Origin of the sequence: Ureibacillus sp. GCM10028918, from assembly GCF_042666115.1 — a bacterium.
Classification (GTDB): domain Bacteria; phylum Bacillota; class Bacilli; order Bacillales_A; family Planococcaceae; genus Ureibacillus.
This window is the reverse complement of record NZ_JBHTFK010000022.1, coordinates 17,891-39,970: the sequence shown is the minus strand read 5'-3', so window position 1 is coordinate 39,970 and position 22,080 is coordinate 17,891. Positions and strand designations below refer to the sequence as shown.

Here is a 22,080-nt window from a genome sequence, read left to right as displayed (position 1 = left end):
CTATGCGTATTAATGGATTTCTAACAGCGTTAGCCTGTATTTGTTTACTGGGTGGATGTGGGAACAAAGAGGAAGTCACTGAAGAAAACAAATCTACAACAGAAGAAGTAATGCCAGTAACAGGAGATATTGATTTACCATACGTTACACCATTTACAGGTGAGGTAATTGCAAGCGAGGTAACACGGCGCCCGATTCTAGCAACAATTAATAATTATCCAGATGCCCGTCCACAATCTGGAATTGCAGCAGCCGATGTAATTTACGAGATGTTGGCAGAGGGGGATGTCACACGATTTCTAGCATTATTTCAATCAGAGATTCCTGAGGATATTGGACCAATTCGCAGTGCGAGGGATTACTTCATTGAGCTGGCTGCAGGGCTAGATGCTTTTTACATTGCTCATGGCTACAGTCCCGAGGCACAGCAACTCTTAGCAAATAATATAGTTGATCATGTGAACGGTATGCAATACGACGGAATCCTATTTCAACGTTCTTCTAATCGAGTCGCACCACATAATTCCTATTTTCCAGGTAAGAATATCGAAATGGCAGCAGAGAAAATGAGCACTTCACTTCTTTATCAGAAAAAAGTGTCGTATACTTTTTATAAAGAAGATGAAAGTGTTAATATAGGGACTGAGGCTGAATCAGTAGCTATTAAATATAGCCATAATGATTCATTTAATAGCTTATATACCTATGGAAGAGAGCATAACACTTATACAAGGCAATCAGGTAATGTATTAACAATAGATGAATTGACAAATGAACCGCTTGCACTTTCAAATGTCTTATTTTTTGAAATGCATCATTCTGTTATCGATAGTGAAGGTCGCAGAGAAATTGATTTAACTTCTGGAGGCACAGCTTATGTGTTCCAACAAGGGTTTATGCGAGAGGTTCGTTGGGAAAATATTGATGGCGTATTAAAAGCAGTAGAAATGGATGGTAGTGAAGTGAAATTAGTTCCAGGGAAAACGTGGATTCACTTTGTCCCTGCAAATCCAGGAATGATGACATCGGTAAAATATACTTAGCAAATGTGAAAGGATGAATACTATATGCAGATCGAAAAAATTCGTGGGCACCAAACCGAACAATTATTTAAAGCAGTATTAGAATTAAAAGATATAGAAGAATGTTACAAGTTTTTTGATGACTTATGTACAATCAGCGAAATTCAATCGTTAGCCCAACGTTTTGAAGTAGCCCATTTATTACGCCTAAAGAAAACGTATGAATCTATCAAAAAGGAAACGGGAGCATCAACTGCAACCATTTCACGTGTACGACGCTGTTTTGATTATGGAAATGATACTTATGATGAAATGTTGGGTCGCCTTTATCCAGACGAAAAACCGTTCCAAGCATCAAAATAATAAAAAGCAATCTAGAACAAAATAGGCTGTTTAGTTAGTCGAACGAACAAGACTTGCTAAACGCCTTTTTATTTTTCCTTCAAGCAAAAAAATATCAAATTTCCATAGAGAAAATTGAGTTTTTTGTTTTGTTCCACCATCTCTATAAAATAGATTTAGAAGAATGAAAACTTTTTCGCTTTAGTTTAGTTTACGTTATACTTGTAAACGAATATAGATACTTAAAAATAGAAAAATTAGCACTGATAGGTGGGAAGCAACGAATGGATTATAGAAATTGGCGACATGTGTTCAAAATTGACCCAGCAAAAGAAATTTCAGAGGAAGCATTGGAAAAGGTATGTGAATCTGGAACAGATGTTATTTTAGTTGGCGGAACAGATGATGTAACCATAGATAATGTAATAGATATTTTACTGCGAGTAAGACGCTTTTCAGTGCCGGTAGCATTAGAAATCTCCAATGTAGAGTCAATATTAGCAGGCTTTGATTACTACTTTATTCCAAGTGTATTAAACAGCCAGGATACAAAATGGGTAAAGGATCTCCACCACGAAGCAATAAAAGAATATGGTGATATTTTAGTATGGGACGAGCTAGTGGCAGAAGGATACTGCGTATTAAATCCGGATTGTAAGGTGGCAGAGGTAACTGATGCGAAAACAGACTTAACAAAAGAAGATGTAATCGCTTATGCACGCTTAGCTGAAAACTATTTTAAATTGCCGATTTTCTATCTTGAATATAGTGGTGCTTATGGCGACAAAGAGATTGTCGCTTCTGTCAAAGACGTTTTAAGTGAGACTCGTCTTTTCTATGGTGGGGGAATTACTGGTCCTGATCAGGCCGCTGAAATGGCTCGATTGGCCGATACAGTTGTCGTAGGAAACATTATTTATGATGATTTGAAGCAAGCATTAAAAACAGTCGAGGCTGTAAAAAACGCTTGATGAATATTGATTTCACAAGTTCAGAAAAGTTCGTTATAATAAAAATGGAACAAATGTTTGTATAGAAGGCGGTGCATCATGGAACAAATAACAAAAAATTTACTTAATGGCATGAATCCGCAACAATCCGAAGCGGTTAAAACAACAGATGGACCACTGCTGATCATGGCGGGAGCCGGATCAGGGAAAACGCGTGTTTTAACTCACCGAATTGCGTATTTAGTTGTCGAAAAGGAAGTCTACCCTTCCAAGATTTTAGCCATTACATTTACAAATAAAGCGGCACGGGAAATGCGTGAAAGAATCGATAACCTACTAGGAAACGGTACAACAGAAAGTATGTGGGTATCTACATTCCACTCAATGTGTGTCCGTATTTTAAGACGTAATATCGATCGAATCGGCATTTCAAAAAACTTTTCCATTTTAGATTCAAGTGACCAATTATCCGTCGTTAAAAATGTATTAAAAGAGTTAAACATAGATTCAAAACGTTTTGAGCCAAGAGCAATTTTAAATGCCATCAGCTCTGCAAAAAATGAATGTATTACAGCAGATATGTTCAAAGCAAACAGTAATCCGAACAATCCATATGAAAAAGTAATTTCACAAGTATATGAAGGATACGAAAAAAGACTTCGTCGAAATCAATCATTAGACTTTGATGATTTGATTATGACAACCATTACACTTTTTGAGCGTGTACCAGAGGTATTGGATTTCTATCAAAATAAATTCCAATACATACATGTAGATGAGTATCAAGATACCAATCATTCTCAATATAAGCTTGTTCAAATGCTTGCACAAAAATTTAAAAATATATGTGTAGTAGGGGATTCGGACCAATCAATTTATCGTTGGCGTGGTGCAGATATAGGCAATATCTTATCATTTGAAAAAGATTATCCTAACGCAAAAGTTATCCTGCTTGAGCAAAATTACCGTTCTACAAAACGGATCCTCCAAGCTGCCAATGATGTAATTGAACATAACGAAAGCCGCTATCCCAAAAAATTAAGGACAGAAAATCTAGATGGTGAAAAGCTGGTTCTTTATAAAGCTTCACATGAACAAGATGAGGCGCAATTTGTAGTCCAAACGATTCAAAAACTAATGGAGAAGGAAAATCGTACATTAGATGATTTTGCTATCCTATATCGTACAAACGCCCAGTCACGTGTAATGGAGGAAGTACTCGTAAAATCGAATATGACCTACCAAATTGTGGGTGGTACAAAGTTCTATGATCGTAAAGAAATTAAAGATTTATTAGCTTACTTACGTCTGATAGCAAATAATGATGATGACTTATCTTTAGCAAGGATTATTAATGAACCAAAACGAAGTATTGGCGCAACTTCTTTTGAAAAGATTGCATCTTATGCGATTGGACAAGATCGTTCCATCTTTGATGCCATGAAGGAAGTTTTATTCATGGGTATTACAGGAAGAGCTGCAAGCAGCGTCGAGAAGTTTCATCAGTTAATTGAAGACTTCACTAAGATGCAAGACTATCTGTCCGTAACGGAGCTTGTTGAGCAAGTGATTGAGAAGTCTGGCTATCGTGCAATGCTTGAAAATGAAAAGACGATAGAAGCAGAAAGTCGGTTAGAAAATATTGAAGAGTTTTTATCTGTTACGAAAGCCTTCGAAGAGCGCAGTGAAGACAAAACGCTTATTGCCTTTTTAACAGACCTAAGCTTAGTAGCGGACATTGATTCTTTAGATAAAGAAGATACTTCAAAAGGAAGCATTATTCTAATGACAATGCACTCTGCAAAAGGATTGGAATTCCCGGTAGTATTCATTATTGGGATGGAGGAGAATATCTTCCCTCATTCACGTTCATTGGATGATGCTGCTGAAATGGAGGAAGAGCGACGATTAGCCTATGTTGGAATTACCCGTGCAGAGCAAAAACTGTATTTAACTTGTGCCGGTTCCCGAACACTCTATGGGCGTTCGAGTTACAATATGCCATCTCGTTTCCTGCAAGAAATCTCGGATGATGTGATTGAGCAAATTTCTAAATCGGGAAATCGATTTGACGAAGAAGAATTACCTTTTGGTGCAGGTAGAAATAGAATTCAAAGTCAAAGACGTCGAACTATTGGCAATGTCCAAACCAAGCCTCAGATCGCAAACCTGCAATCAACTGGTGGCAACCAGATGGAATGGAAAGCTGGAGATAAAGCAGTTCACGGCAAGTGGGGCACTGGAACGGTAGTAAGTGTCAAGGGTGAAGGTGATGGCCTTGAACTGGATATTGCATTCCCGAATGTTGGGATTAAGCGTTTGTTGGCAAAATTTGCCCCTATTACAAAAGGTTAATTTAAGCTCTATCAGAGCACAGATGATAAACGTTAAAGTTATAGATTTAATGACGGAGGAATAACATGAACGAAATCGAAAAACGAATTGCCGAGCTGAATAAACTGCTTCATGAGTATGGGCATGCCTATTATGTGTTAGATAATCCACTTGTTCCAGACGCTGTCTATGACCAGCTTTTACATGAATTGATTGCTCTAGAAAAAGCAAATCCATCCTTGATTTATCCTGATTCTCCGACAAACCGTGTCGGGGGCTCACCGCTTCAAGGATTTAAAAAGGTGACGCATACCTATCCGATGCTAAGTTTATCGAATGCTTTTGGTGAAGAGGACCTAAGAGATTTCGACCGGAAAATTCGCCAAGCAATAGGCGATAACTTTTCTTATGTGTGTGAATTGAAAATTGATGGGCTTGCCATTTCGTTACGCTATGAAAACGGTGTGTTTGTACAAGGTGCTACACGCGGTGATGGAACGGTAGGAGAGGACATAACAGCAAACTTAAGAACAATCCGTGCCATCCCTCTTCGGCTAAAGGAACCTGTAACAATTGAAGTTCGTGGTGAGGCGTATATGCCGAAAAAATCCTTTGAAGCATTGAATCTTGCTCGCGCCGAAAAAGGAGAGGATCTTTTTGCCAACCCGCGTAACGCAGCGGCTGGCTCACTCCGTCAACTAGATCCAAAAATCGCTGCAAGCCGTAATCTTTCTACTTTTATTTATTCAGTCGGTGGAGATGGTGAAGCATACGGAATCGATTCTCATGCAGAAATGCTTGATTATTTGGAGACGTTGGGTTTCCCATCGAATAAAGAGCGTGAGTTTTGCGAAACAATTGAAGACGTTCTAGCGTTTATAAATAAGTGGATTGAAAATCGCCCAAATCTACAGTATGAAATTGATGGTATTGTCGTAAAAGTAAATCGCTATGCCCATCAAGATGAACTTGGGTTTACTGCAAAAAGTCCACGCTGGGCTATTGCTTATAAGTTCCCGGCAGAAGAGGTTGTAACAACCATCACAGCTATCGAACTTACAGTAGGGCGTACAGGTGTCATTACGCCAACAGCGATTTTAAACCCGGTGCAAGTAGCTGGGACTACAGTGGGAAGAGCCTCTCTACACAACGAAGACTTAATTCGGGAAAAAGATATCAGAATCGGCGATTCAGTCATTATTCATAAGGCCGGCGATATTATACCGGAAGTGATCGGCGTTATTCTCGAACAGCGACCTGAGAATTCTGTTCCCTTTGAAATGCCGACAAATTGTATCGCGTGTGAGAGCGAGTTAGTCCGTATTGAAGGGGAAGTAGCTTTACGCTGTGTAAATCCGACATGCCCTGCACAAATAGCAGAAGGAATTAAACACTTTGTCTCTCGAAATGCGATGAATATTGATAGCCTTGGCGAAAAAGTAGTACAGCAACTACTTCGTGCAGAATATATTCGTGATGTTGCCGACCTTTATCATTTAGAAAAAGACCAACTGATTAAGCTGGAACGTATGGGCGAAAAATCCGCGACAAAATTAGTTGAAGCAATTGGACGTTCAAAAGATAACTCAGTGGAACGGCTGCTATTTGGCTTAGGAATTCGCCATGTTGGTGAAAAGGCTGCCAAACTTTTAGCAGAACAGTTTGAATCAATGGATGCTCTTATGCTTGCAAAAGAGGAAGACATTACAGCGGTTCATGAAATTGGAGATAAAATGGCCGATTCAATCGTAACTTACTTTGATAAAGATGAAGTTAAAAATCTGATTGATCGACTGAAAGCAGCTGGCGTTAATATGATGTATAAAGGGAAAAAAGTACAGGTCGAAGCTGGGGAAAATCCATTTGCAGGGAAGACAATTGTATTAACAGGTAAATTATCTCAATTGACACGCAATGAAGCAAAAGCGAAAATAGAAGAGTTGGGCGGAACCGTAACAGGTAGTGTTAGTAAAAAAACAGACCTGTTAATTGCAGGTGAAGATGCTGGTTCTAAGCTAGCAAAAGCAACAGAACTAGGTATCGAAGTTTGGGACGAAGACCGCCTAGTAGAACAATTACAACAGTAAAGGAGCTACAAACGATGAACCGATTTCGCTGGATTCCGGCGGTGGTCGTTGTTGCAATGCTAGCAGGTTGTGTGCCTTCATTTAAAGAAGATACAGAAGTGTTAAAAGATACAGATGAAACTGAAAGCGTAGTTGAAACGACAATCATCCCAAGTATGCAATTGAATGATAGTTATTATAGAACGCTAGTGCCATACAAGGAAAGTGCTAGCCGTGGATTAGTCGTGTCAAATTTATATACAAAATACGACATAAAAGAAGTAGAAGAAGGTTTAATGCGGCTCTCACAAAATGTTTATGATACAGAAAATTATTACTTTCAGGAAGGTCAGTATTTAGATACTGATACAATTAGTAACTGGCTAGCAAGAAGTAATCAGAATAAGGATCAACCAGAGGAACTGCGCGGGTTAAATCCAGCTGACGTTGATGCGAATGGTGCAACTTTGGATCCCGTAACAAGAGCGAAAGAAGCGCCAATTTATTTAGCTCATGTAATTGAACAAAATTACCTTGTTAAAACAGAGGATAACAAAGTAAAGCTTGGTGGCATATCCATTGGACTTGCTTTAAACTCCATCTACTACTACCAAAAAGAACAATATGGCGATACCTTTGAAGAACCTATTCCTGATGCGGAGCTTGAAAAAAAGGGAAAAGAGATTGCCGAAGTAGTGATTTCCCGTCTGCGTCAACGAGCTGAGCTTCAAGATGTACCAATCGTCATTGGACTATTTAAGCAGGCAGCCAATAACTCCATTGTCCCTGGAACGTATTTTTCATATAGCGTTTCAGAAAAAGGTCAAAACGCTCTAGGAGATTGGCAAGGCATCGACGAGAAGTATGTTACGTTCCCAATGTCTTCACCTGATGAACTTTATCGAACGGTGAATACGAGCTTCCAAAACTTTAAACAGGATATCGATAAGTACTTCTCAAATTATACGAGTGTCATCGGAAGAGGATTCTATCAAAATAATACACTTCGTAAATTATCGATTGAGGTTCCAATTCAATTCTATGGCACAACCGAAATTATTGGATTTACACAGTATTTATCGGGAGTTATCATGCAGCAGCTACCTGTTGATGTGGATATTGAGGTAAGCATTACATCTATTAATGGTGCCGAAGCTCTGATTATTAAAGAAGGTAATGAAGAAGAACCATTTGTTCATATCTACGACTACTAAAAAATGTGCAGCCCATGCGGCTGCGCTTTTTTTCGTGGAGTTAACCGTATAGCATAAGAGAGTTCTAATTAGTATAAAACTCTCTTAAATGCCTGCTATTAAATATTTATCTTAACTAAATTTAGCAATCGTATGTTTGAATTTATAGTACATAAGGCGATAATAGAGTTTGATTCAATGTATTAAAATGGCAGAGGGATTTAAGCATTACCTAATGTGACGAATATTGACAAGAAAGTTCGCGTTTTTATCCAAATTTATGATTTATTTCACTAAAGATGGTACAATTAATGATTATTGCCACGCTTTAGAATATCGGAGGTGTAAATTCATGGCGAAATTATCAAAAGAAGAAGTAAAACACGTTGCACATTTAGCTCGTCTTGCTATTACTGATGAAGAGGCAGAAAAATTTGCAGATCAGTTAGGGAAAATTACTGACTTCGCACAAACATTAAATGAACTGGATACTACAAATGTGGAACCAACATCACACGTATTACCAATTGTAAATGTGATGCGTGAAGACGTTGCACAAAAAGGTTTGGATCGTAATGCAATGATGCTAAACGTAAAAGAACAAGTGGACGGTCAAGTAAAAGTACCACCAATTTTAGAAGACTAAAAACAAGAGCAAAGGGAGGTAGCCTTATGACGTTATTCAAACTATCATCAAAAGAATTACAAGAAGGCTTACATAACGGCGAATTCAAGATCGCTGATTTAACGAACGAAGCATTTGCTCGTATCGAAAACCTAGATAACGATGTACAAGCTTTCTTAGCTTTAAATAAAGAAAAAGCTACTGAACAAGCTGCACAAATGGATCAAGTACCATTTGAAGAACGTGGCCCGCTATTCGGTTTACCTATCGGTGTGAAAGACAACATCGTAACTGAGGGGCTAGAAACAACTTGTGCTTCTAAAATATTAGAAGGCTTCATGCCAATCTATGACGCAACTGTAGTAAAAAAACTCCGTGAAGCAGGCATGATAACGGTTGGAAAACTTAACATGGATGAATTCGCAATGGGTTCATCTAATGAAAACTCTGCATATAAAACAACAAAAAATCCATGGAATCTAAATCATGTACCAGGGGGATCTTCAGGTGCGTCTGCAGCATCAGTTGCAGCAGGTGAAGTACCTTTCTCTTTAGGGTCTGATACGGGTGGTTCAATCCGTCAACCAGCAGCTTATTGTGGTGTTGTAGGAATGAAACCAACATATGGTCGTGTATCTCGTTTTGGTTTAGTAGCATTCGCTTCTTCACTAGATCAAATTGGGCCACTCACACGAAACGTCTATGATAATGCACTTCTTTTAGAAGCAATTGCAGGAGTAGACCCTAACGACTCTACTTCGGCAGACGTGCCGGTACCAAACTATGCGGCTAAGTTAAATGGCGACATTAAAGGTTTACGTATTGCGGTACCAAAAGAATACCTTGGTGAAGGTGTTAACGAAGAAGTGAAAAATTCAGTATTGCAAGCACTTGAAGTATTAAAAGGCTTAGGCGCTACTGTTGATGAAGTGTCACTTCCTCACTCGAAATACGCTTTAGCGGCTTACTATATTCTTTCATCTTCAGAGGCTTCATCTAACCTTTCGCGTTTTGATGGAATTCGTTACGGTTTCCGTGCAGAAGGTGTCAAAAACTTAATGGAGCTTTACAAAGAAACACGTGCACAAGGTTTTGGTGATGAAGTAAAACGCCGTATCATGTTAGGTACTTATTCGCTAAGTGCTGGTTCTTACGATGCTTATTACAAAAAAGCACAACAAACTCGTACGTTAATCAAACAAGATTACGATAAAGTATTCGAAGACTATGATGTTATTATTGGACCAACCGCACCAACAGCAGCATTCGAAATTGGTGCTAATATCGATGATCCAATGACGATGTACGCGAACGACATCTTAACGATTCCGATTAACCTTGCGGGTGTTCCTGCTATTTCAATTCCTTGCGGTTTTGATAACGGACTGCCATTAGGCTTACAAATTATCGGAAAACATTTTGATGAGGAAACAATTTATCGCACAGCTTTCGCTTACGAGCAAGCTACTGATTTCAATACAAAAACTCCTCAAATTTGGGAGGGTAAATAATTATGAACTTTGAAACAGTTATTGGTTTAGAAGTACACGTTGAGTTAAAAACAAATTCGAAAATTTTCTCTCCAGCACCAAATCATTTCGGTGCGGAGCCAAATACAAATACAACAGTAATTGACCTTGGTTACCCAGGTGTATTACCTGTGTTAAATAAAAATGTTGTTGATTTTGCTATGAAAGCTTCACTTGCACTTAACATGGATATCAACCAACAAACAAAATTTGACCGTAAAAACTATTTCTATCCAGACAATCCAAAAGCTTATCAAATTTCTCAATTTGATAAACCAATCGGCGAAAATGGTTGGATTGAAATCGAAATCGAAGCTACAGAGGGTCAACCAGGCTATACGAAAAAAATCGGCATTACTCGCCTTCATATGGAAGAAGATGCTGGTAAATTAACACATGGTGATGGCTATTCATTAGTTGACTTTAACCGTCAAGGGACACCACTTGTGGAAATCGTTTCTGAGCCAGATATCCGCACACCGGCAGAAGCTTATGCGTATCTTGAAAAGTTAAAAGCGATTATTCAATATACTGGTGTTTCTGACGTTCGTATGGAAGAAGGATCACTTCGTTGTGACGCTAACATCTCTATCCGTCCTTATGGTCAAGAAGAATTCGGTACAAAAGCGGAGCTTAAAAACTTAAACTCATTCAACTTTGTACGTAAAGGTCTTGAGTATGAAGAAGTACGCCAAGCAGAAGTTTTAATGTCCGGCGGAGAAATTAAACAAGAAACTCGTCGTTTTGATGAGAAAACTGGCAAAACAATCTTAATGCGTGTAAAAGAAGGAACAGACGATTACCGTTACTTCCCAGAGCCAGACTTAGTGGACCTTCATATTGATGATGAATGGTTAGAACGCGTAAAAGCTTCAATTCCTGAACTTCCAGATGCTCGCAAAAAACGCTACGTTGAAGAACTTGGCTTAAATAATTACGATGCAAGTGTGCTTGTTGTTAATAAAGTAATTTCTGATTTCTTTGATGAAATGGTAGCACAAGGAGCAGACGCAAAACTTTCTGCAAACTGGTTAATGGGTGATGTGTCAGCTTACCTAAACGCTGAACAAAAAGAGCTTGCTGATACACCATTAACACCTGCAAATTTAGCTGGTATGGTTAAAATTATTGCGGATGGCACAATTTCATCTAAAATTGCGAAAAAAGTATTCACTGAGCTTGTGAAAAATGGTGGAGATGCAAACGAAATCGTCAAAGCAAAAGGATTAGTTCAAATCTCAGATCCATCTCTTCTACTTGGCTTAGTAACAGAAGTATTAGATGCGAACCCACAATCGATTGAAGACTTTAAAAACGGGAAAGACCGTGCAATCGGCTTCTTAGTAGGCCAAATAATGAAGGCTTCAAAAGGACAAGCAAACCCACCAATGGTTAACAAAATCTTGCTTGAAGAAATTAATAAAAGATAGAACTCATAACGGTTCTTAAAATGCCTCTGTGAGCTAAATATTTAATTTAGTTCATAGGGGCTTTTCTAGTGCGAACAGAAAAATTGTAATTCTTTTAAATCCGATGCAAAATGGAATTATTAAGGAAAAGGGAGGATCATAATGAAAACTGAACAACAATATTTTGAAGAATCCATGACAATGGAAGAATATATGGACCAAATGTCTACAAACTTAAAAGAGCCAAGCTTTAAGGTTTACGAAAGCTTCAACGTGAATCCAGAAGATGAGGTGTTTCAATTATTAAAAGCGAATAAACCTCACATTTTAGCAATAACAGAAGACTGGTGTGGGGATGCTATGTTAAATAACCCGGTCATCCGTAAAATTGCCGAAGAAGCGGATTTAGAAATTCGTTGTGCATTCCGTGATGAGGATACTGACTTAATCGATCGTTATTTAACAAATGGAGGACGAGGGATCCCGATTTATCTTTTCTTAAGCGAACAAGGAGAAGTAATTGGGAAATGGGGACCTCGTGCACAACAATTACAACAACTAGTAATGGATATGCGTGCAGAACTTCCTGAAAAAGACAATCCTTCATTTGAAGAAAAGCAAAAAGAGATGTATACTAACTTGCAGGAGAAATATGTAAAAGACCCACAATGTGCTAAATGGGTTTACGAAGATATGAAGACGGTCATTGCAAAAGCGTTATCATAATATAGATTTAGGTGAAGTTCTCTTCAATTTCAATAGGTTTTTCTGTCATTGAAGGGAACCTTTTTACGCCTAAGTGTGTTTTTACATAATAAAAGGTATAGGATGGAAAAGACATGAAAAGAGCGAGAATCATTTATAATCCAACGTCGGGTAGAGAACTATTCCGGAAGCATCTGCCTGAAGTGCTGGAAAAACTAGAAACGGCAGGCTATGAAACATCATGTCATGCAACTACCTGTGAAGGAGATGCTAAAGTCGCGGCTGCCCATGCAGTTGAACGTGATTTCGATATTATTATTGCAGCTGGTGGTGACGGTACTTTAAATGAAGTTGTAGCTGGGATGAGCCCCTACGAAAAAAGGCCGAAGTTAGGTGTCGTGCCAATGGGAACAACAAACGATTTTGCCCGAGCAATTCGAGTTCCTAGAAAAATCGACGAAGCAATCGATATTATTGTAAAAGGCGATACANTCGAATCACCGAGTTAACATACGAAGTACCAAGTAAAATGAAACCCCTTTTAGGACAACTTGCTTATTACTTAAAGGGTATTGAGATGATTCCATCGATTAAAGCAACTACGATGCGAATCGAATATGATGATGAGGTATTCGAAGGAGAAGCGATGATGTTCTTATGTGGCTTAACCAATTCGGTTGGGGGATTTGAAAAGATTGCTCCTGACGCAAGCATCAACGATGGTCTCTTCACCATGATGATTCTAAAAAAATGTAATATCGCAGATTTTGTTCGAATTGCATCATTGGCTTTACGCGGAGAACATCTAAATGACCCAAACGTGATTTACCAAAAAGCCAGTGTGGTCAAAGTAACATCAACAGTTGATGAAGAAAACATCCACATCAACCTAGATGGAGAATACGGTGGAGACGCACCTGTCACCTTTACGAACTTAAAACGACATATTGAAGTATTCGTCCCGATCGACGATATCCGTGATTTGGACCGAGTGGAATAATGAAATGATTTGTAACCCATATGGCAGTTAGAGCACTAGACTAACTGTTGTGTGGGTTTTTTATGTAGTCATAAAAAGAGAATAAAGTGCAGTCAGTGCAAATTTTTTTTGAGATGGATTTCATAAGCGAAATAAAACGCAATTGGATGATGGTTTTTAAGCTAGACACGTGTTATAAGAGAGATGAAACATATGTGAGAGGTGAATTTTGTTTGAGATGCGTTTCATGAGGGCGATGAAACGTATGTGGAAGGTGCGCCTGCCGCAAGCTTTCGGCGCAGAAAATAAAGCCAACTCAACTTACTGTTGAGATTGTGGAAAATCTTTTGAATATATATATTTGAATTGAATAAGGCGATTGTTTCATATAATAGTCATTATGCGCCTGCCGCAAGCTTTCGGCGCAGAAAATAAAGCCAACTCAACTTACTGTTGAGTTGGCTTTATTTTTGCTACAATAGAGTAACTGAAATGGAGGACGGAAGATGGTAGCACCAGTTAAGAAAAATGATCGTAAAACAGTTTATATAGAAGATTTGACACATGATGGCAATGGCGTTGCAAAAATTGATGGATATCCTTTGTTCATCCAAGGCGCATTGCCCGAAGAAACCGTGGAAGTTCATGTATTAAAGACATTAAAAAATTATGGATTTGCAAAAATCGTAGACATTATAAAAGAATCGCCGGACCGAGTGAAGGCACCTTGTATTTATTTCGGGGAATGTGGTGGCTGCCAGGTTCAGCATTTATCATATGAAGGACAGCTAAAATGGAAAGAAAACATGGTTCGCAATGTGATGAAGCGAATCGGAAAAATTGATGCGCCTGTACTGCCTGTAAAAGGGATGCAGGATCCATGGAATTACCGAAACAAGTCTCAAATTCCATTTTCAATGACGGAAACAGGCCCAATTGCGGGTTTTTATAAATCAAAGTCTCATGAAATCGTGGATATGGAACGTTGTTTAATTCAGGTGAGTGAAGCTGATGTGATGATGGCCAACCTAAAAAAAGAGCTTATGGAAATCGGATTGCAGCCTTATAACGAAGCATCTCATCAGGGGATGCTCCGCCATGTGGTCGTTCGTAAAGGTCGTGCAACAGAGGAAGTCATGGTTGTGCTTGTCACAAATAAACACAAATTCCCTCAAAAAGAGCAGGCTATTGCCTTAATTCAAAAGCTTGTACCAAATGTGACGTCAATAGTTCAAAACATTAACATTGAAAAAACTAATGTGATTCTTGGAAATGAGACTGTTACACTTTGGGGTAAAGACTTTATCGAGGATACAATTGGTGGTGTACGCTTTGAAATCTCAGCGCGGTCCTTCTATCAAGTAAACCCGGTTCAAACGGAAGTCTTGTACAAACAAGCGCTAGACTACGCACAGCTAACTGGCAATGAACGAGTGATCGATGCTTACTGTGGTATCGGAACCATTTCATTGTTTTTAGCCCAAAAAGCAAAATACGTAATGGGTGTGGAAATTGTCGAGCAAGCAATAGAAGATGCGAAACGCAATTCGGAATTAAATGGATTCACCAACACCTACTTTGAAGCTGGTCCAGCCGAAGAGGTCATCCCACGCTGGTATGCAGATGGCAAAGAGGCAGACGTATTAGTAGTCGATCCGCCACGTAAAGGCTGCGACGAAGCATTATTAACAACAATCATCGAACAAAAACCAAAACGTGTAGTATACGTGTCATGTAACCCTGCTACACTCGCTCGCGATTTGCGCATTTTAGAAGATGGCGGCTACAAAACAATGGAAATCCAGCCAGTGGACATGTTCCCGCAAACGACGCATTGTGAAGCTGTCGCTTGGTTGGAATTGAATTAATGTATATCAGAATTCTCGTTGGTTCTGGTTTTTAGCTATCATAATAACCCACACAAACTAGTAAGCTTGTGTGGGTTATTGTTGATATTTCAACCTATTTAGCAATTTATCCGATTGGTTTAATTTGTGATTCCTGTTTTTGAATCTTCAATTGCATGAGTAACGTCTTCAAATTCAACTTAGTGTGCCTCTATACCTGTGGAATTCGAGAAAAAGCCCCAATAATTCTTGTCCAGTTTAATCTTGATTCCCCATTTCTTGGATGAATTTTCTGAATGTTATAATAGATAATTTTTCCTTTTAGTGTATATTTAGAATAACCATAATAAATATGTACGCAGGAATGGCTGCGTTAATTGGAAGGAATGTACAATGAAAAGGATTATTTTATCGACAGAGAGTGGAGCGGATTTATCGAAAGACCTGGTTGAAAAATATCAAATCCAAGTAGTACCGATGCACGTCATTATGGATGGGAAGGATTATTTAGATGGTGAGCTATCTGTAGAGGAAGTTTTTGAATATCATAGTCGCACCAAGAAAATACCATCTACAACCGCAACGAATGTACATGAGTATCATGATTTATTTGCAAAAATACGAATAGATTATCCTGATAGCATCATTATTCATATTGGTTATACGTCAAAAGCATCTGCCTCCTTTCAAAGTGCGTTAATTGCAGCGGAAGATTTTGAAGATATTTTCTTAATTGATACGCTAAACGTGACAGGTGGATTAGCTGCAAGCGTAATGTATGCGGCCACTCTGCTTGAGGAAGAACCTTCCATTGGCCATGTTCACTTAATAGAAAAAATACAATCTGTGGTTCCTAAAACAAGGCTGGCTTTCATTCCTGGCAGTTTAGACTTCTTAAGAGCAGGTGGACGGGTAAGTAACATTGCTTATATTGGAGGGTCATTATTAAAAATAAAGCCCTGCATTGAATTAAAGGAAGGAAAGCTTGTTTCAACTAGAAAGTATCGTGGGAATATGAGCACAGTTGCTGAAAAACTTATGCGAGATTACTTAAACCAATACGACATTGATAGAAAACAGCTGTATTTGATTTACTCTATAGGACTTGATGAAAGTATTAAAAGAAGAATGGATGAAATTGCAAAAGAAACAGGTTTCCAAAATGTAACATGGATGCAAGCAGGTGCAATGATTTCTACCCATGCTGGACCTGGAGGCTTTGGGATTGCAGGGATAGAATATTAGAAATAGTTTTAAAAAAACATCTTTTGCACTGTGAAGCAGTTGCATGGAATAACAAAAAAGAACGAATTCCTGACGACGAAAGGATTCGTTCTTTATGCTTTTTAAGGAAACGGTCGTGGAAATTAAAAAGCTCTTTCAATAAACCAAACGAATCCAAAGGCTAAAATTGCTACTGAAGCTCCCGGAATTACCCATTTAGCTGGTTTGAAAGTTACTGTCTTAAGCCAGAGAAGGATAGGGAATACGATAGCAACAATAACAAGTTGTCCTATTTCAATCCCGATATTGAAAGATATTAGAGAAGTGACTAGGTTACTTGCATCTAGTCTCATTTCAGAAAGTATTCCTGCAAAACCAAATCCGTGGACGAGACCAAAGGCAAGGGCAAGCCATGGCTGATGCTTTGAGTCAGGGTTAAAAATATTAATAAGTGCTACATAAATTATACTTAAAGCAATAGCAGCTTCTACAAATCTACTTGGTAAATCTACAATATCTAACGTTGCAAGGGCTAAGGTGATACTATGGGCAATCGTAAACGCAGTTACCAGGGTGAAAGTATTTTTGAAGGTCTTTATTCCAAATAATAAGCTGATAACAAACAGAATATGATCATAGCCTGTAAAGATATGCTTTAATCCAAGTAATAGAAACTGTATTACGTATTGAACGAAATTCACTTCACCAATTTCCAGCTCTCTCGATTCAAAGGTAAGAACTTCTTCCTGTTGTTTACCATCTAATGTAACCGTTGCATAGTTAGCATGACTTGGGTCTGAATCATCTAAAAACATATTATAATTTAGTACCAGTTTATGAGGTTTATCACCAAGTTCGTAAGTTAGATTCATGACAGCAAACTGTTTGTTATTAATCGTTTCAACTTCGGAACTTTCAATTGTTCCTTCTATCTTAATGCTATCCGCATAAAGTTCGATGCGAGAATTGATATAATTCTGGACTATTTTAGTATTAAATAACTGTTGATTGCCCAATTCTTGATTCATTGCATGCCCGAGTTCAGCGAAATCCACTTTCAGTTCATAATTAATATTATGATCATTTACCTCAATAAGAGAGTAACCTTCACTATTATTAGTATGAGCGTATGTAGAAGGGAGTTGAACGGTAGCGGTAATTGAAAGTACTAGCAAAATAAGTAAAAATAGTTTTTTCATTAAATCTACTCCGTTTTTAATTGATTATTAGCAAGCGTTAAAAATATGGAAAGACAAGGAGTGAAGTGACTCCTCGTCTTATTTTTTGTTTTCTGGATTACTTATCAGTTTTGATAAATACAGGATTTGAATAGAACCAAAGATCTGTCCATGGGTCTTCACCACGAGGGTCTGTTGCTGGTTCTAATTGATCTGTGTTCGTACCACGTAAACGGATATAGCTGTCCTTTTCAACATTTTCTAAAGTATAAGTGATTTCAATGTATTCTCCATTTTTTGTCCAGTCTTCTTCCGTGAAACGTTCAACAACTTTTGTAGTTGGGTTTGTCGCAGTGGAGCGATCTTCTACTGCGCCCGTAACTTCTCCCATAATTAAGTCAACGCGTTTTACTTCTGGTTTATCCCCATTGGCATTCGCAGCGTTTGGATCTTTCATGCGAATCGTTACTGTTACATCCTTGGATTTTCCTGGTAAAGTAAGTGTTTCACCCAAAGTTGCTGAATTTCCATTTGATTGTGCAAATAAAGGAGATTTCCCACCTGCTTGAACTTTCATATCCAGTTCAGAAATTAGGTCACCTGTAGTAACAAATACATTTCCGCCGCGAAGACTTTCCATAATATCATCGTAGTCTTTTTCAGCTTTTACATAAGTTTTGGAAAATTCGCCAGGCCAGAAGTCACTACCGCCATCACGCCAGTTGACATGTGAGTCGGATGTGGCAGTAATCCACCAATGTCTTCCTTCACCAAGCATAGAATCCCACAGACCGCCAACCTTAGCAGCCATTTGATCAAATCCACCCATTGTTGGGTAGTTGCCATATGAACCGCGAGCACCATTATCAAGTTCGCCATCAGGAGTTAATGCGGCCGCTTGATGGCCCGGAGCACCTTCCATCCCAATTGAGATATTAGGGGCTAAATCGTTCCAATTACGGAACTCCTCAGGTGTATCTTGCCCCCACTCGCCATCACCAGTTGCTGAACGTGATGGATGGTGAGCGATATGAATTGGCTGTTCGTCCTCATCCAACTCAGTTAACATATAGTTTAAAGCATCAATCATTGTAGATTCAGTATCCCTGCTACCATCGTTTGGATATGGTTCGCGTTTATTAAATTGACTTTCGATATCATAAAGAATTTGTGATTCGTTATCCACTTTGGGGATCATCAATGTACTATGGTCTGCAGCAGGAGTATCAAATTCCATTCCATAGAATTGAATTAGCTCTGGAAATGCTTCACGTGATTTTAATAGTTCAGGATAAGCTTGCTCTAAATTTACCTTTGAATGGTTAGGGCCACCATGATCCGTTGTCATAACCCAGTCAAGCCCGTATTCTGTTGCTTTTTCTGCATTTTTCACTATTGGGTAAATAGCATCTCCGCCTTGAATTGGTGTCGGAGGATTTGTAGAGTTGTCCCAACCAACACTCCATTCACTATGGACATGATGATCCCCTGCTAGCCAAGTCTTATTCTTTTGTTTTACTTCTTCTTGAGTTAATTGTTTTGCTGCTACTGTCGGGCTATTTCCATCAGTAGTAAAAGCTTGTGTAGAAAAAGCTGCAGTGGCAAGAATGCTTGTTGCGATTAATGGTATTACTTTTTTTACTCTTTTTTGCATTTGAAAGTTCCTCCTAAAATGGTGAGATGTCCAACTGTTTGAATTATAGGAAGTAAATGTATAGATAAGGTTACTAGAATATGAATATAGTGTAAATTTCGCATTTTTTATATAAAATGATAAATTATCATCATTTTAAAATGGGGCGTATAGAATAGTAGTAAATTTTTCTATGAAGATAAAGTATCGATAATTATAATAGGAATACTGAAATTGCAATTACGATAGGAGAAAAAAACTATGGGCGCATACTAAACAGAGTGCTTGAAAATACAAACTAGAAAATATAAATGAGAATAAGCTAGATGAAACTATAGAGGAATCTTGCTTAACTACATAAACCCAACAACAAATTCTGTGTTGCCAAATACACTCTGGGCACAGTGAAGCAGTTGCATGGTTGGAAATCGTATAAACATTAGTCAAGAACGGATTCTTAATATAGGAATTCGTTCTTTTGCTTGTTACGGAGAGTGTGTTTTCAACTAATCAGGGCTAAATTGTTTAGTAACGTTCCTTAACCACACTATTCATAATAATCCTCCAGCAGGTAATACTGTAAAAACAGATTGTAAAATGGAGGACGGAAGTATGCCTGAATTGCCAGAGATGGAAACATATAAAACATTATTGGGGTCATTGATAGATGGGCAAAAAATTTCTGATGTAGAGATTGGACGGGAAAAGTCTATTAATGTACCAGTGGAGCGGTTTACTACGCAAGTTTCAAATCAAGCTATAAAAACGATTAATAGAAGAGCTAAGTATTTAATTTTCCAACTACAGGATGATTCATGTTTACTGTTACACTTAATGCTTGGTGGATGGATGTTTTTTGGCAAAGAAGAGGATAAACCAAACAGGACCATTCAAGTAAAGCTTTCGTTTGGGGAACAGCATTTATATTTCATTGGACTGCGATTAGGCTACCTGCATCTTTTATCACCTGAAGAGGTTAAAGAAGAGTTAGAAAAACTGGGACCTGAAGTACTCCATCCTGATTTTACATTGGATGCCTTTCAACAGCTAATGCAAAAAAGAAAAGGAACGATAAAAACAACATTAATCAATCAAGAAGTGCTGGCCGGAATAGGGAATGGGTATTCTGATGAGATTCTTTGGCATGCAGAGATTCGCCCTGATAAAAAAATCAATGAGCTAGCCGATCAACAATTAACCAGGCTTTATCATTCGATTCAATTTATCCTTAAAAAAGGAATAGAACAAGGTGGTTATATGGATAATCCGTTATATAAGGGCGATGGAAAAACAGGAGGCTACCAATTTTATGTTTACGATAAAGAAGGCAAAGAATGTTCTCGTTGCGATACTATCATTATAAAAAAAGAAATTTCATCACGGAAAACTTACTTTTGCCCCAATTGCCAGCAATAAGGCTATTGAAACGATTTATATCTTGGAGGTGGAACAACGCGGGGCTGGTAATGGATAAAATTGAAATAACAGATGAAATGTGTTCATTGCTTGATAACTTTGGAGAGAAGAATATTTGATGGACAAAGTACATCAAAATAATTAACCCACCAACATCCTTGTGTTGCCACATACACTCTGCCCCCTGTGAAGCACTCGCGATTCTGGAGTTAAAATAATAATCAAAACCTTTGAAAAATGTTTACTGACGGAATTTTCAAGGTTTTTTTATTCCGAAAATCAATATAGTAGCAGGACTTTAGAAATATAATCCAAGTGAAAATAGGGGATTTATATGATTAGTAGTACAGGTAATGGGATTCAGAATTTTAAATCAAAGAAGCCATTATTTCATAGTATTTAGAGGTAGTCTAAAGAATAAAATTACATTTTACCTCACAATAAAATGTAGTGTCAATAATAAATTTGTATTATTTTCAGAAAAGTGTTACAATGGACTTGCAATTGTTTTTAATCGTATTCTTAATTCCGCTGTTTTTTGTAGATCGAATTAAGGATGCGTTTTTTTATTTCCTTTTTTAAACCGAGGAAAAAATCCAAACATTTGTGTGAGCTATAAAAGAAGTTAGTTGAATAAAATTATCAATTTCCTATTTTTATTCTACAAGGAGGACTAAAATAATGAACTTAATCAATAAGAAAGTTACACACAAGCTTTTTGGCATGGGTAGCATAGTTAAACATAATGATTCTAGTATTGAAATACAATTCGCATCGGAAAACAAAATGTTTGTTTTTCCGGATGTATTCGGAAAGCACTTAAAACTTCATGATACTAGTGATGCTATATCACTCGAAAATATAATACAAAAAAAGGAAAATGAACGAAAGGAGGAAGAATGGAAAAAGGAAGAGGATAGAAAACTGCAACGAAAAAACCAGGAACTTCGCTTAGAACACGAAAAACTAATGAAAAATCATAAACTGCATCCGGAATCACAATTGGTCTTTTGGTGTGACACAGAAGAACAGAATAAAGTTTTTTCAGAGTGGAGGATTTTTTCAGGCGTAATAAAAAGTGGTAATAACAAGGGGAAACCCAACAAACCTATCCGCTTGCATCAAAATAGCGCTGTCCTACTAACATCAATAGGTTCTCGCATGCCGGAAAAAGACAGACGTATTTTAGGTGTCTATATGGTGAATGAAGATTTTATCGGAAAACTTTGTGAAGATGGATATGTTCCTGCCCATTCAAAATACAAACTCCAACTTACAGAACAGGAATCGGATCAGCTGCTTTTCTGGGAGTATTATATAAATGAGAAGTCCCCCGACAAAATGACATGGAATACAGGTAAACACCGTTATTTTGATAATTTATGGATGGCTCAAATTTTGCTTGATATCGCTTCGTTGAAAAGTGACCCGAAGGAGCGAGAGCTGGCACAACAATTTTTTAAACATTTTTGTAAAATGAATCAAATCACAGCTCAAGAGTTACCAAAACCAAATGGCACATTGATGCGTATTTAGGTGTTAGCCAGAAGATTGTTTACAAAGTTATTTCATGTAATTCATCCAACTGGTTGCTATATGGTAATGTCCGTTAATATTAATTGCTATTA

General features: G+C 37.9%; 16 protein-coding genes and 1 pseudogene. 15 read left to right on the top strand and 2 right to left on the bottom strand.

Annotation, left to right across the window (positions count from 1 at the left end; all coding sequences use genetic code 11):
- Positions 1 to 2 precede the first annotated feature (2 nt).
- The 13 genes and pseudogenes from ACFQU5_RS15820 to ACFQU5_RS15760 all read left to right on the top strand — a co-directional run bounded on the left by ACFQU5_RS15820 (position 3) and on the right by ACFQU5_RS15760 (position 16,246).
- Entirely contained in the window at positions 3 to 1,043 is a 1,041-nt protein-coding gene (locus ACFQU5_RS15820) for a DUF3048 domain-containing protein (protein WP_390289848.1), read from the top strand.
- Positions 1,044 to 1,067: 24 nt separating this feature from the next.
- Positions 1,068 to 1,385, top strand: coding sequence for a YerC/YecD family TrpR-related protein (locus tag ACFQU5_RS15815; protein ID WP_390289845.1), 318 nt, complete (start codon positions 1,068 to 1,070; stop codon positions 1,383 to 1,385).
- Between the two features lie 263 nt (positions 1,386 to 1,648).
- Entirely contained in the window at positions 1,649 to 2,335 is a 687-nt protein-coding gene (pcrB, locus tag ACFQU5_RS15810) for a heptaprenylglyceryl phosphate synthase (RefSeq protein ID WP_390289842.1), read from the top strand.
- 78 nt (positions 2,336 to 2,413) lie between these two features.
- The gene (pcrA, locus tag ACFQU5_RS15805; RefSeq protein WP_390289839.1) at positions 2,414 to 4,669 is read left to right on the top strand and encodes a DNA helicase PcrA; all 2,256 of its coding nucleotides are present in this window, start codon (positions 2,414 to 2,416) and stop codon (positions 4,667 to 4,669) included.
- 65 nt (positions 4,670 to 4,734) lie between these two features.
- Entirely contained in the window at positions 4,735 to 6,735 is a 2,001-nt protein-coding gene (gene ligA / locus ACFQU5_RS15800) for an NAD-dependent DNA ligase LigA (RefSeq protein WP_390289836.1), read from the top strand.
- A gap of 14 nt (positions 6,736 to 6,749) precedes the next feature.
- Positions 6,750 to 7,928: a CamS family sex pheromone protein gene (locus tag ACFQU5_RS15795; RefSeq protein ID WP_390289833.1), complete on the top strand. Its 1,179-nt coding sequence runs from the start codon at positions 6,750 to 6,752 to the stop codon at positions 7,926 to 7,928.
- Between the two features lie 331 nt (positions 7,929 to 8,259).
- On the top strand, positions 8,260 to 8,553 hold the full coding sequence (gatC, locus tag ACFQU5_RS15790) for an Asp-tRNA(Asn)/Glu-tRNA(Gln) amidotransferase subunit GatC (protein ID WP_390289830.1): 294 nt from the start codon (positions 8,260 to 8,262) through the stop codon (positions 8,551 to 8,553).
- A 26-nt stretch (positions 8,554 to 8,579) separates the two neighbouring features.
- Complete coding sequence (gatA, locus tag ACFQU5_RS15785) at positions 8,580 to 10,043, top strand: Asp-tRNA(Asn)/Glu-tRNA(Gln) amidotransferase subunit GatA (protein WP_390289827.1); 1,464 nt, start codon at positions 8,580 to 8,582, stop codon at positions 10,041 to 10,043.
- Positions 10,044 to 10,045: 2 nt separating this feature from the next.
- The gene (gene gatB / locus ACFQU5_RS15780) at positions 10,046 to 11,491 is read left to right on the top strand and encodes an Asp-tRNA(Asn)/Glu-tRNA(Gln) amidotransferase subunit GatB (RefSeq protein ID WP_390289824.1); all 1,446 of its coding nucleotides are present in this window, start codon (positions 10,046 to 10,048) and stop codon (positions 11,489 to 11,491) included.
- 141 nt (positions 11,492 to 11,632) lie between these two features.
- Positions 11,633 to 12,196, top strand: coding sequence for a thioredoxin family protein (locus ACFQU5_RS15775; RefSeq protein ID WP_390289821.1), 564 nt, complete (start codon positions 11,633 to 11,635; stop codon positions 12,194 to 12,196).
- Positions 12,197 to 12,309: 113 nt separating this feature from the next.
- Positions 12,310 to 13,175 (top strand): annotated as a pseudogene (locus ACFQU5_RS15770) (diacylglycerol kinase family lipid kinase).
- Between the two features lie 485 nt (positions 13,176 to 13,660).
- The gene (gene rlmD / locus ACFQU5_RS15765; RefSeq protein WP_390289817.1) at positions 13,661 to 15,022 is read left to right on the top strand and encodes a 23S rRNA (uracil(1939)-C(5))-methyltransferase RlmD; all 1,362 of its coding nucleotides are present in this window, start codon (positions 13,661 to 13,663) and stop codon (positions 15,020 to 15,022) included.
- Positions 15,023 to 15,394: 372 nt separating this feature from the next.
- Positions 15,395 to 16,246, top strand: coding sequence for a DegV family protein (locus ACFQU5_RS15760; RefSeq protein WP_390289814.1), 852 nt, complete (start codon positions 15,395 to 15,397; stop codon positions 16,244 to 16,246).
- Positions 16,247 to 16,368: 122 nt separating this feature from the next.
- Here the strand turns inward: ACFQU5_RS15760 and ACFQU5_RS15755 are convergent, their stop codons facing one another.
- Together ACFQU5_RS15755 and ACFQU5_RS15750 are read right to left on the bottom strand one after the other, a co-directional pair.
- Positions 16,369 to 17,424 carry a HupE/UreJ family protein gene (locus tag ACFQU5_RS15755; protein ID WP_390289811.1) on the bottom strand — a complete coding sequence of 352 codons (1,056 nt, stop codon included), beginning with the start codon at positions 17,422 to 17,424 and terminating at the stop codon, positions 16,369 to 16,371.
- 97 nt (positions 17,425 to 17,521) lie between these two features.
- Positions 17,522 to 19,057, bottom strand: coding sequence for a CehA/McbA family metallohydrolase domain-containing protein (locus tag ACFQU5_RS15750; protein WP_390289808.1), 1,536 nt, complete (start codon positions 19,055 to 19,057; stop codon positions 17,522 to 17,524).
- 591 nt (positions 19,058 to 19,648) lie between these two features.
- Here ACFQU5_RS15750 and mutM point away from each other — a divergent pair.
- The gene (gene mutM, locus ACFQU5_RS15745; RefSeq protein ID WP_390289805.1) at positions 19,649 to 20,452 is read left to right on the top strand and encodes a bifunctional DNA-formamidopyrimidine glycosylase/DNA-(apurinic or apyrimidinic site) lyase; all 804 of its coding nucleotides are present in this window, start codon (positions 19,649 to 19,651) and stop codon (positions 20,450 to 20,452) included.
- A 681-nt stretch (positions 20,453 to 21,133) separates the two neighbouring features.
- Positions 21,134 to 21,988, top strand: a complete 855-nt coding sequence (locus ACFQU5_RS15740) for a malate synthase (protein ID WP_390289802.1) — start codon at positions 21,134 to 21,136, stop codon at positions 21,986 to 21,988.
- The last annotated feature ends 92 nt before the right edge of the window (positions 21,989 to 22,080 follow it).

Bases quoted from the DNA above. Each gene is read 5' to 3' on its own strand.
- ACFQU5_RS15755 (WP_390289811.1), bottom strand. From the start codon at position 17,424: ATGAAAAAACTATTTTTACTTATTTTGCTAGTACTTTCAATTACCGCT.
- gatC (WP_390289830.1), top strand. From the start codon at position 8,260: ATGGCGAAATTATCAAAAGAAGAAGTAAAACACGTTGCACATTTAGCT.
- pcrA (WP_390289839.1), top strand. From the start codon at position 2,414: ATGGAACAAATAACAAAAAATTTACTTAATGGCATGAATCCGCAACAA.
- ligA (WP_390289836.1), top strand. From the start codon at position 4,735: ATGAACGAAATCGAAAAACGAATTGCCGAGCTGAATAAACTGCTTCAT.
- gatB (WP_390289824.1), top strand. From the start codon at position 10,046: ATGAACTTTGAAACAGTTATTGGTTTAGAAGTACACGTTGAGTTAAAA.
- ACFQU5_RS15760 (WP_390289814.1), top strand. From the start codon at position 15,395: ATGAAAAGGATTATTTTATCGACAGAGAGTGGAGCGGATTTATCGAAA.
- mutM (WP_390289805.1), top strand. From the start codon at position 19,649: ATGCCTGAATTGCCAGAGATGGAAACATATAAAACATTATTGGGGTCA.
- ACFQU5_RS15815 (WP_390289845.1), top strand. From the start codon at position 1,068: ATGCAGATCGAAAAAATTCGTGGGCACCAAACCGAACAATTATTTAAA.
- rlmD (WP_390289817.1), top strand. From the start codon at position 13,661: ATGGTAGCACCAGTTAAGAAAAATGATCGTAAAACAGTTTATATAGAA.
- ACFQU5_RS15750 (WP_390289808.1), bottom strand. From the start codon at position 19,057: ATGCAAAAAAGAGTAAAAAAAGTAATACCATTAATCGCAACAAGCATT.
- ACFQU5_RS15820 (WP_390289848.1), top strand. From the start codon at position 3: ATGCGTATTAATGGATTTCTAACAGCGTTAGCCTGTATTTGTTTACTG.
- ACFQU5_RS15740 (WP_390289802.1), top strand. From the start codon at position 21,134: ATGAACTTAATCAATAAGAAAGTTACACACAAGCTTTTTGGCATGGGT.
- ACFQU5_RS15795 (WP_390289833.1), top strand. From the start codon at position 6,750: ATGAACCGATTTCGCTGGATTCCGGCGGTGGTCGTTGTTGCAATGCTA.
- pcrB (WP_390289842.1), top strand. From the start codon at position 1,649: ATGGATTATAGAAATTGGCGACATGTGTTCAAAATTGACCCAGCAAAA.
- gatA (WP_390289827.1), top strand. From the start codon at position 8,580: ATGACGTTATTCAAACTATCATCAAAAGAATTACAAGAAGGCTTACAT.
- ACFQU5_RS15775 (WP_390289821.1), top strand. From the start codon at position 11,633: ATGAAAACTGAACAACAATATTTTGAAGAATCCATGACAATGGAAGAA.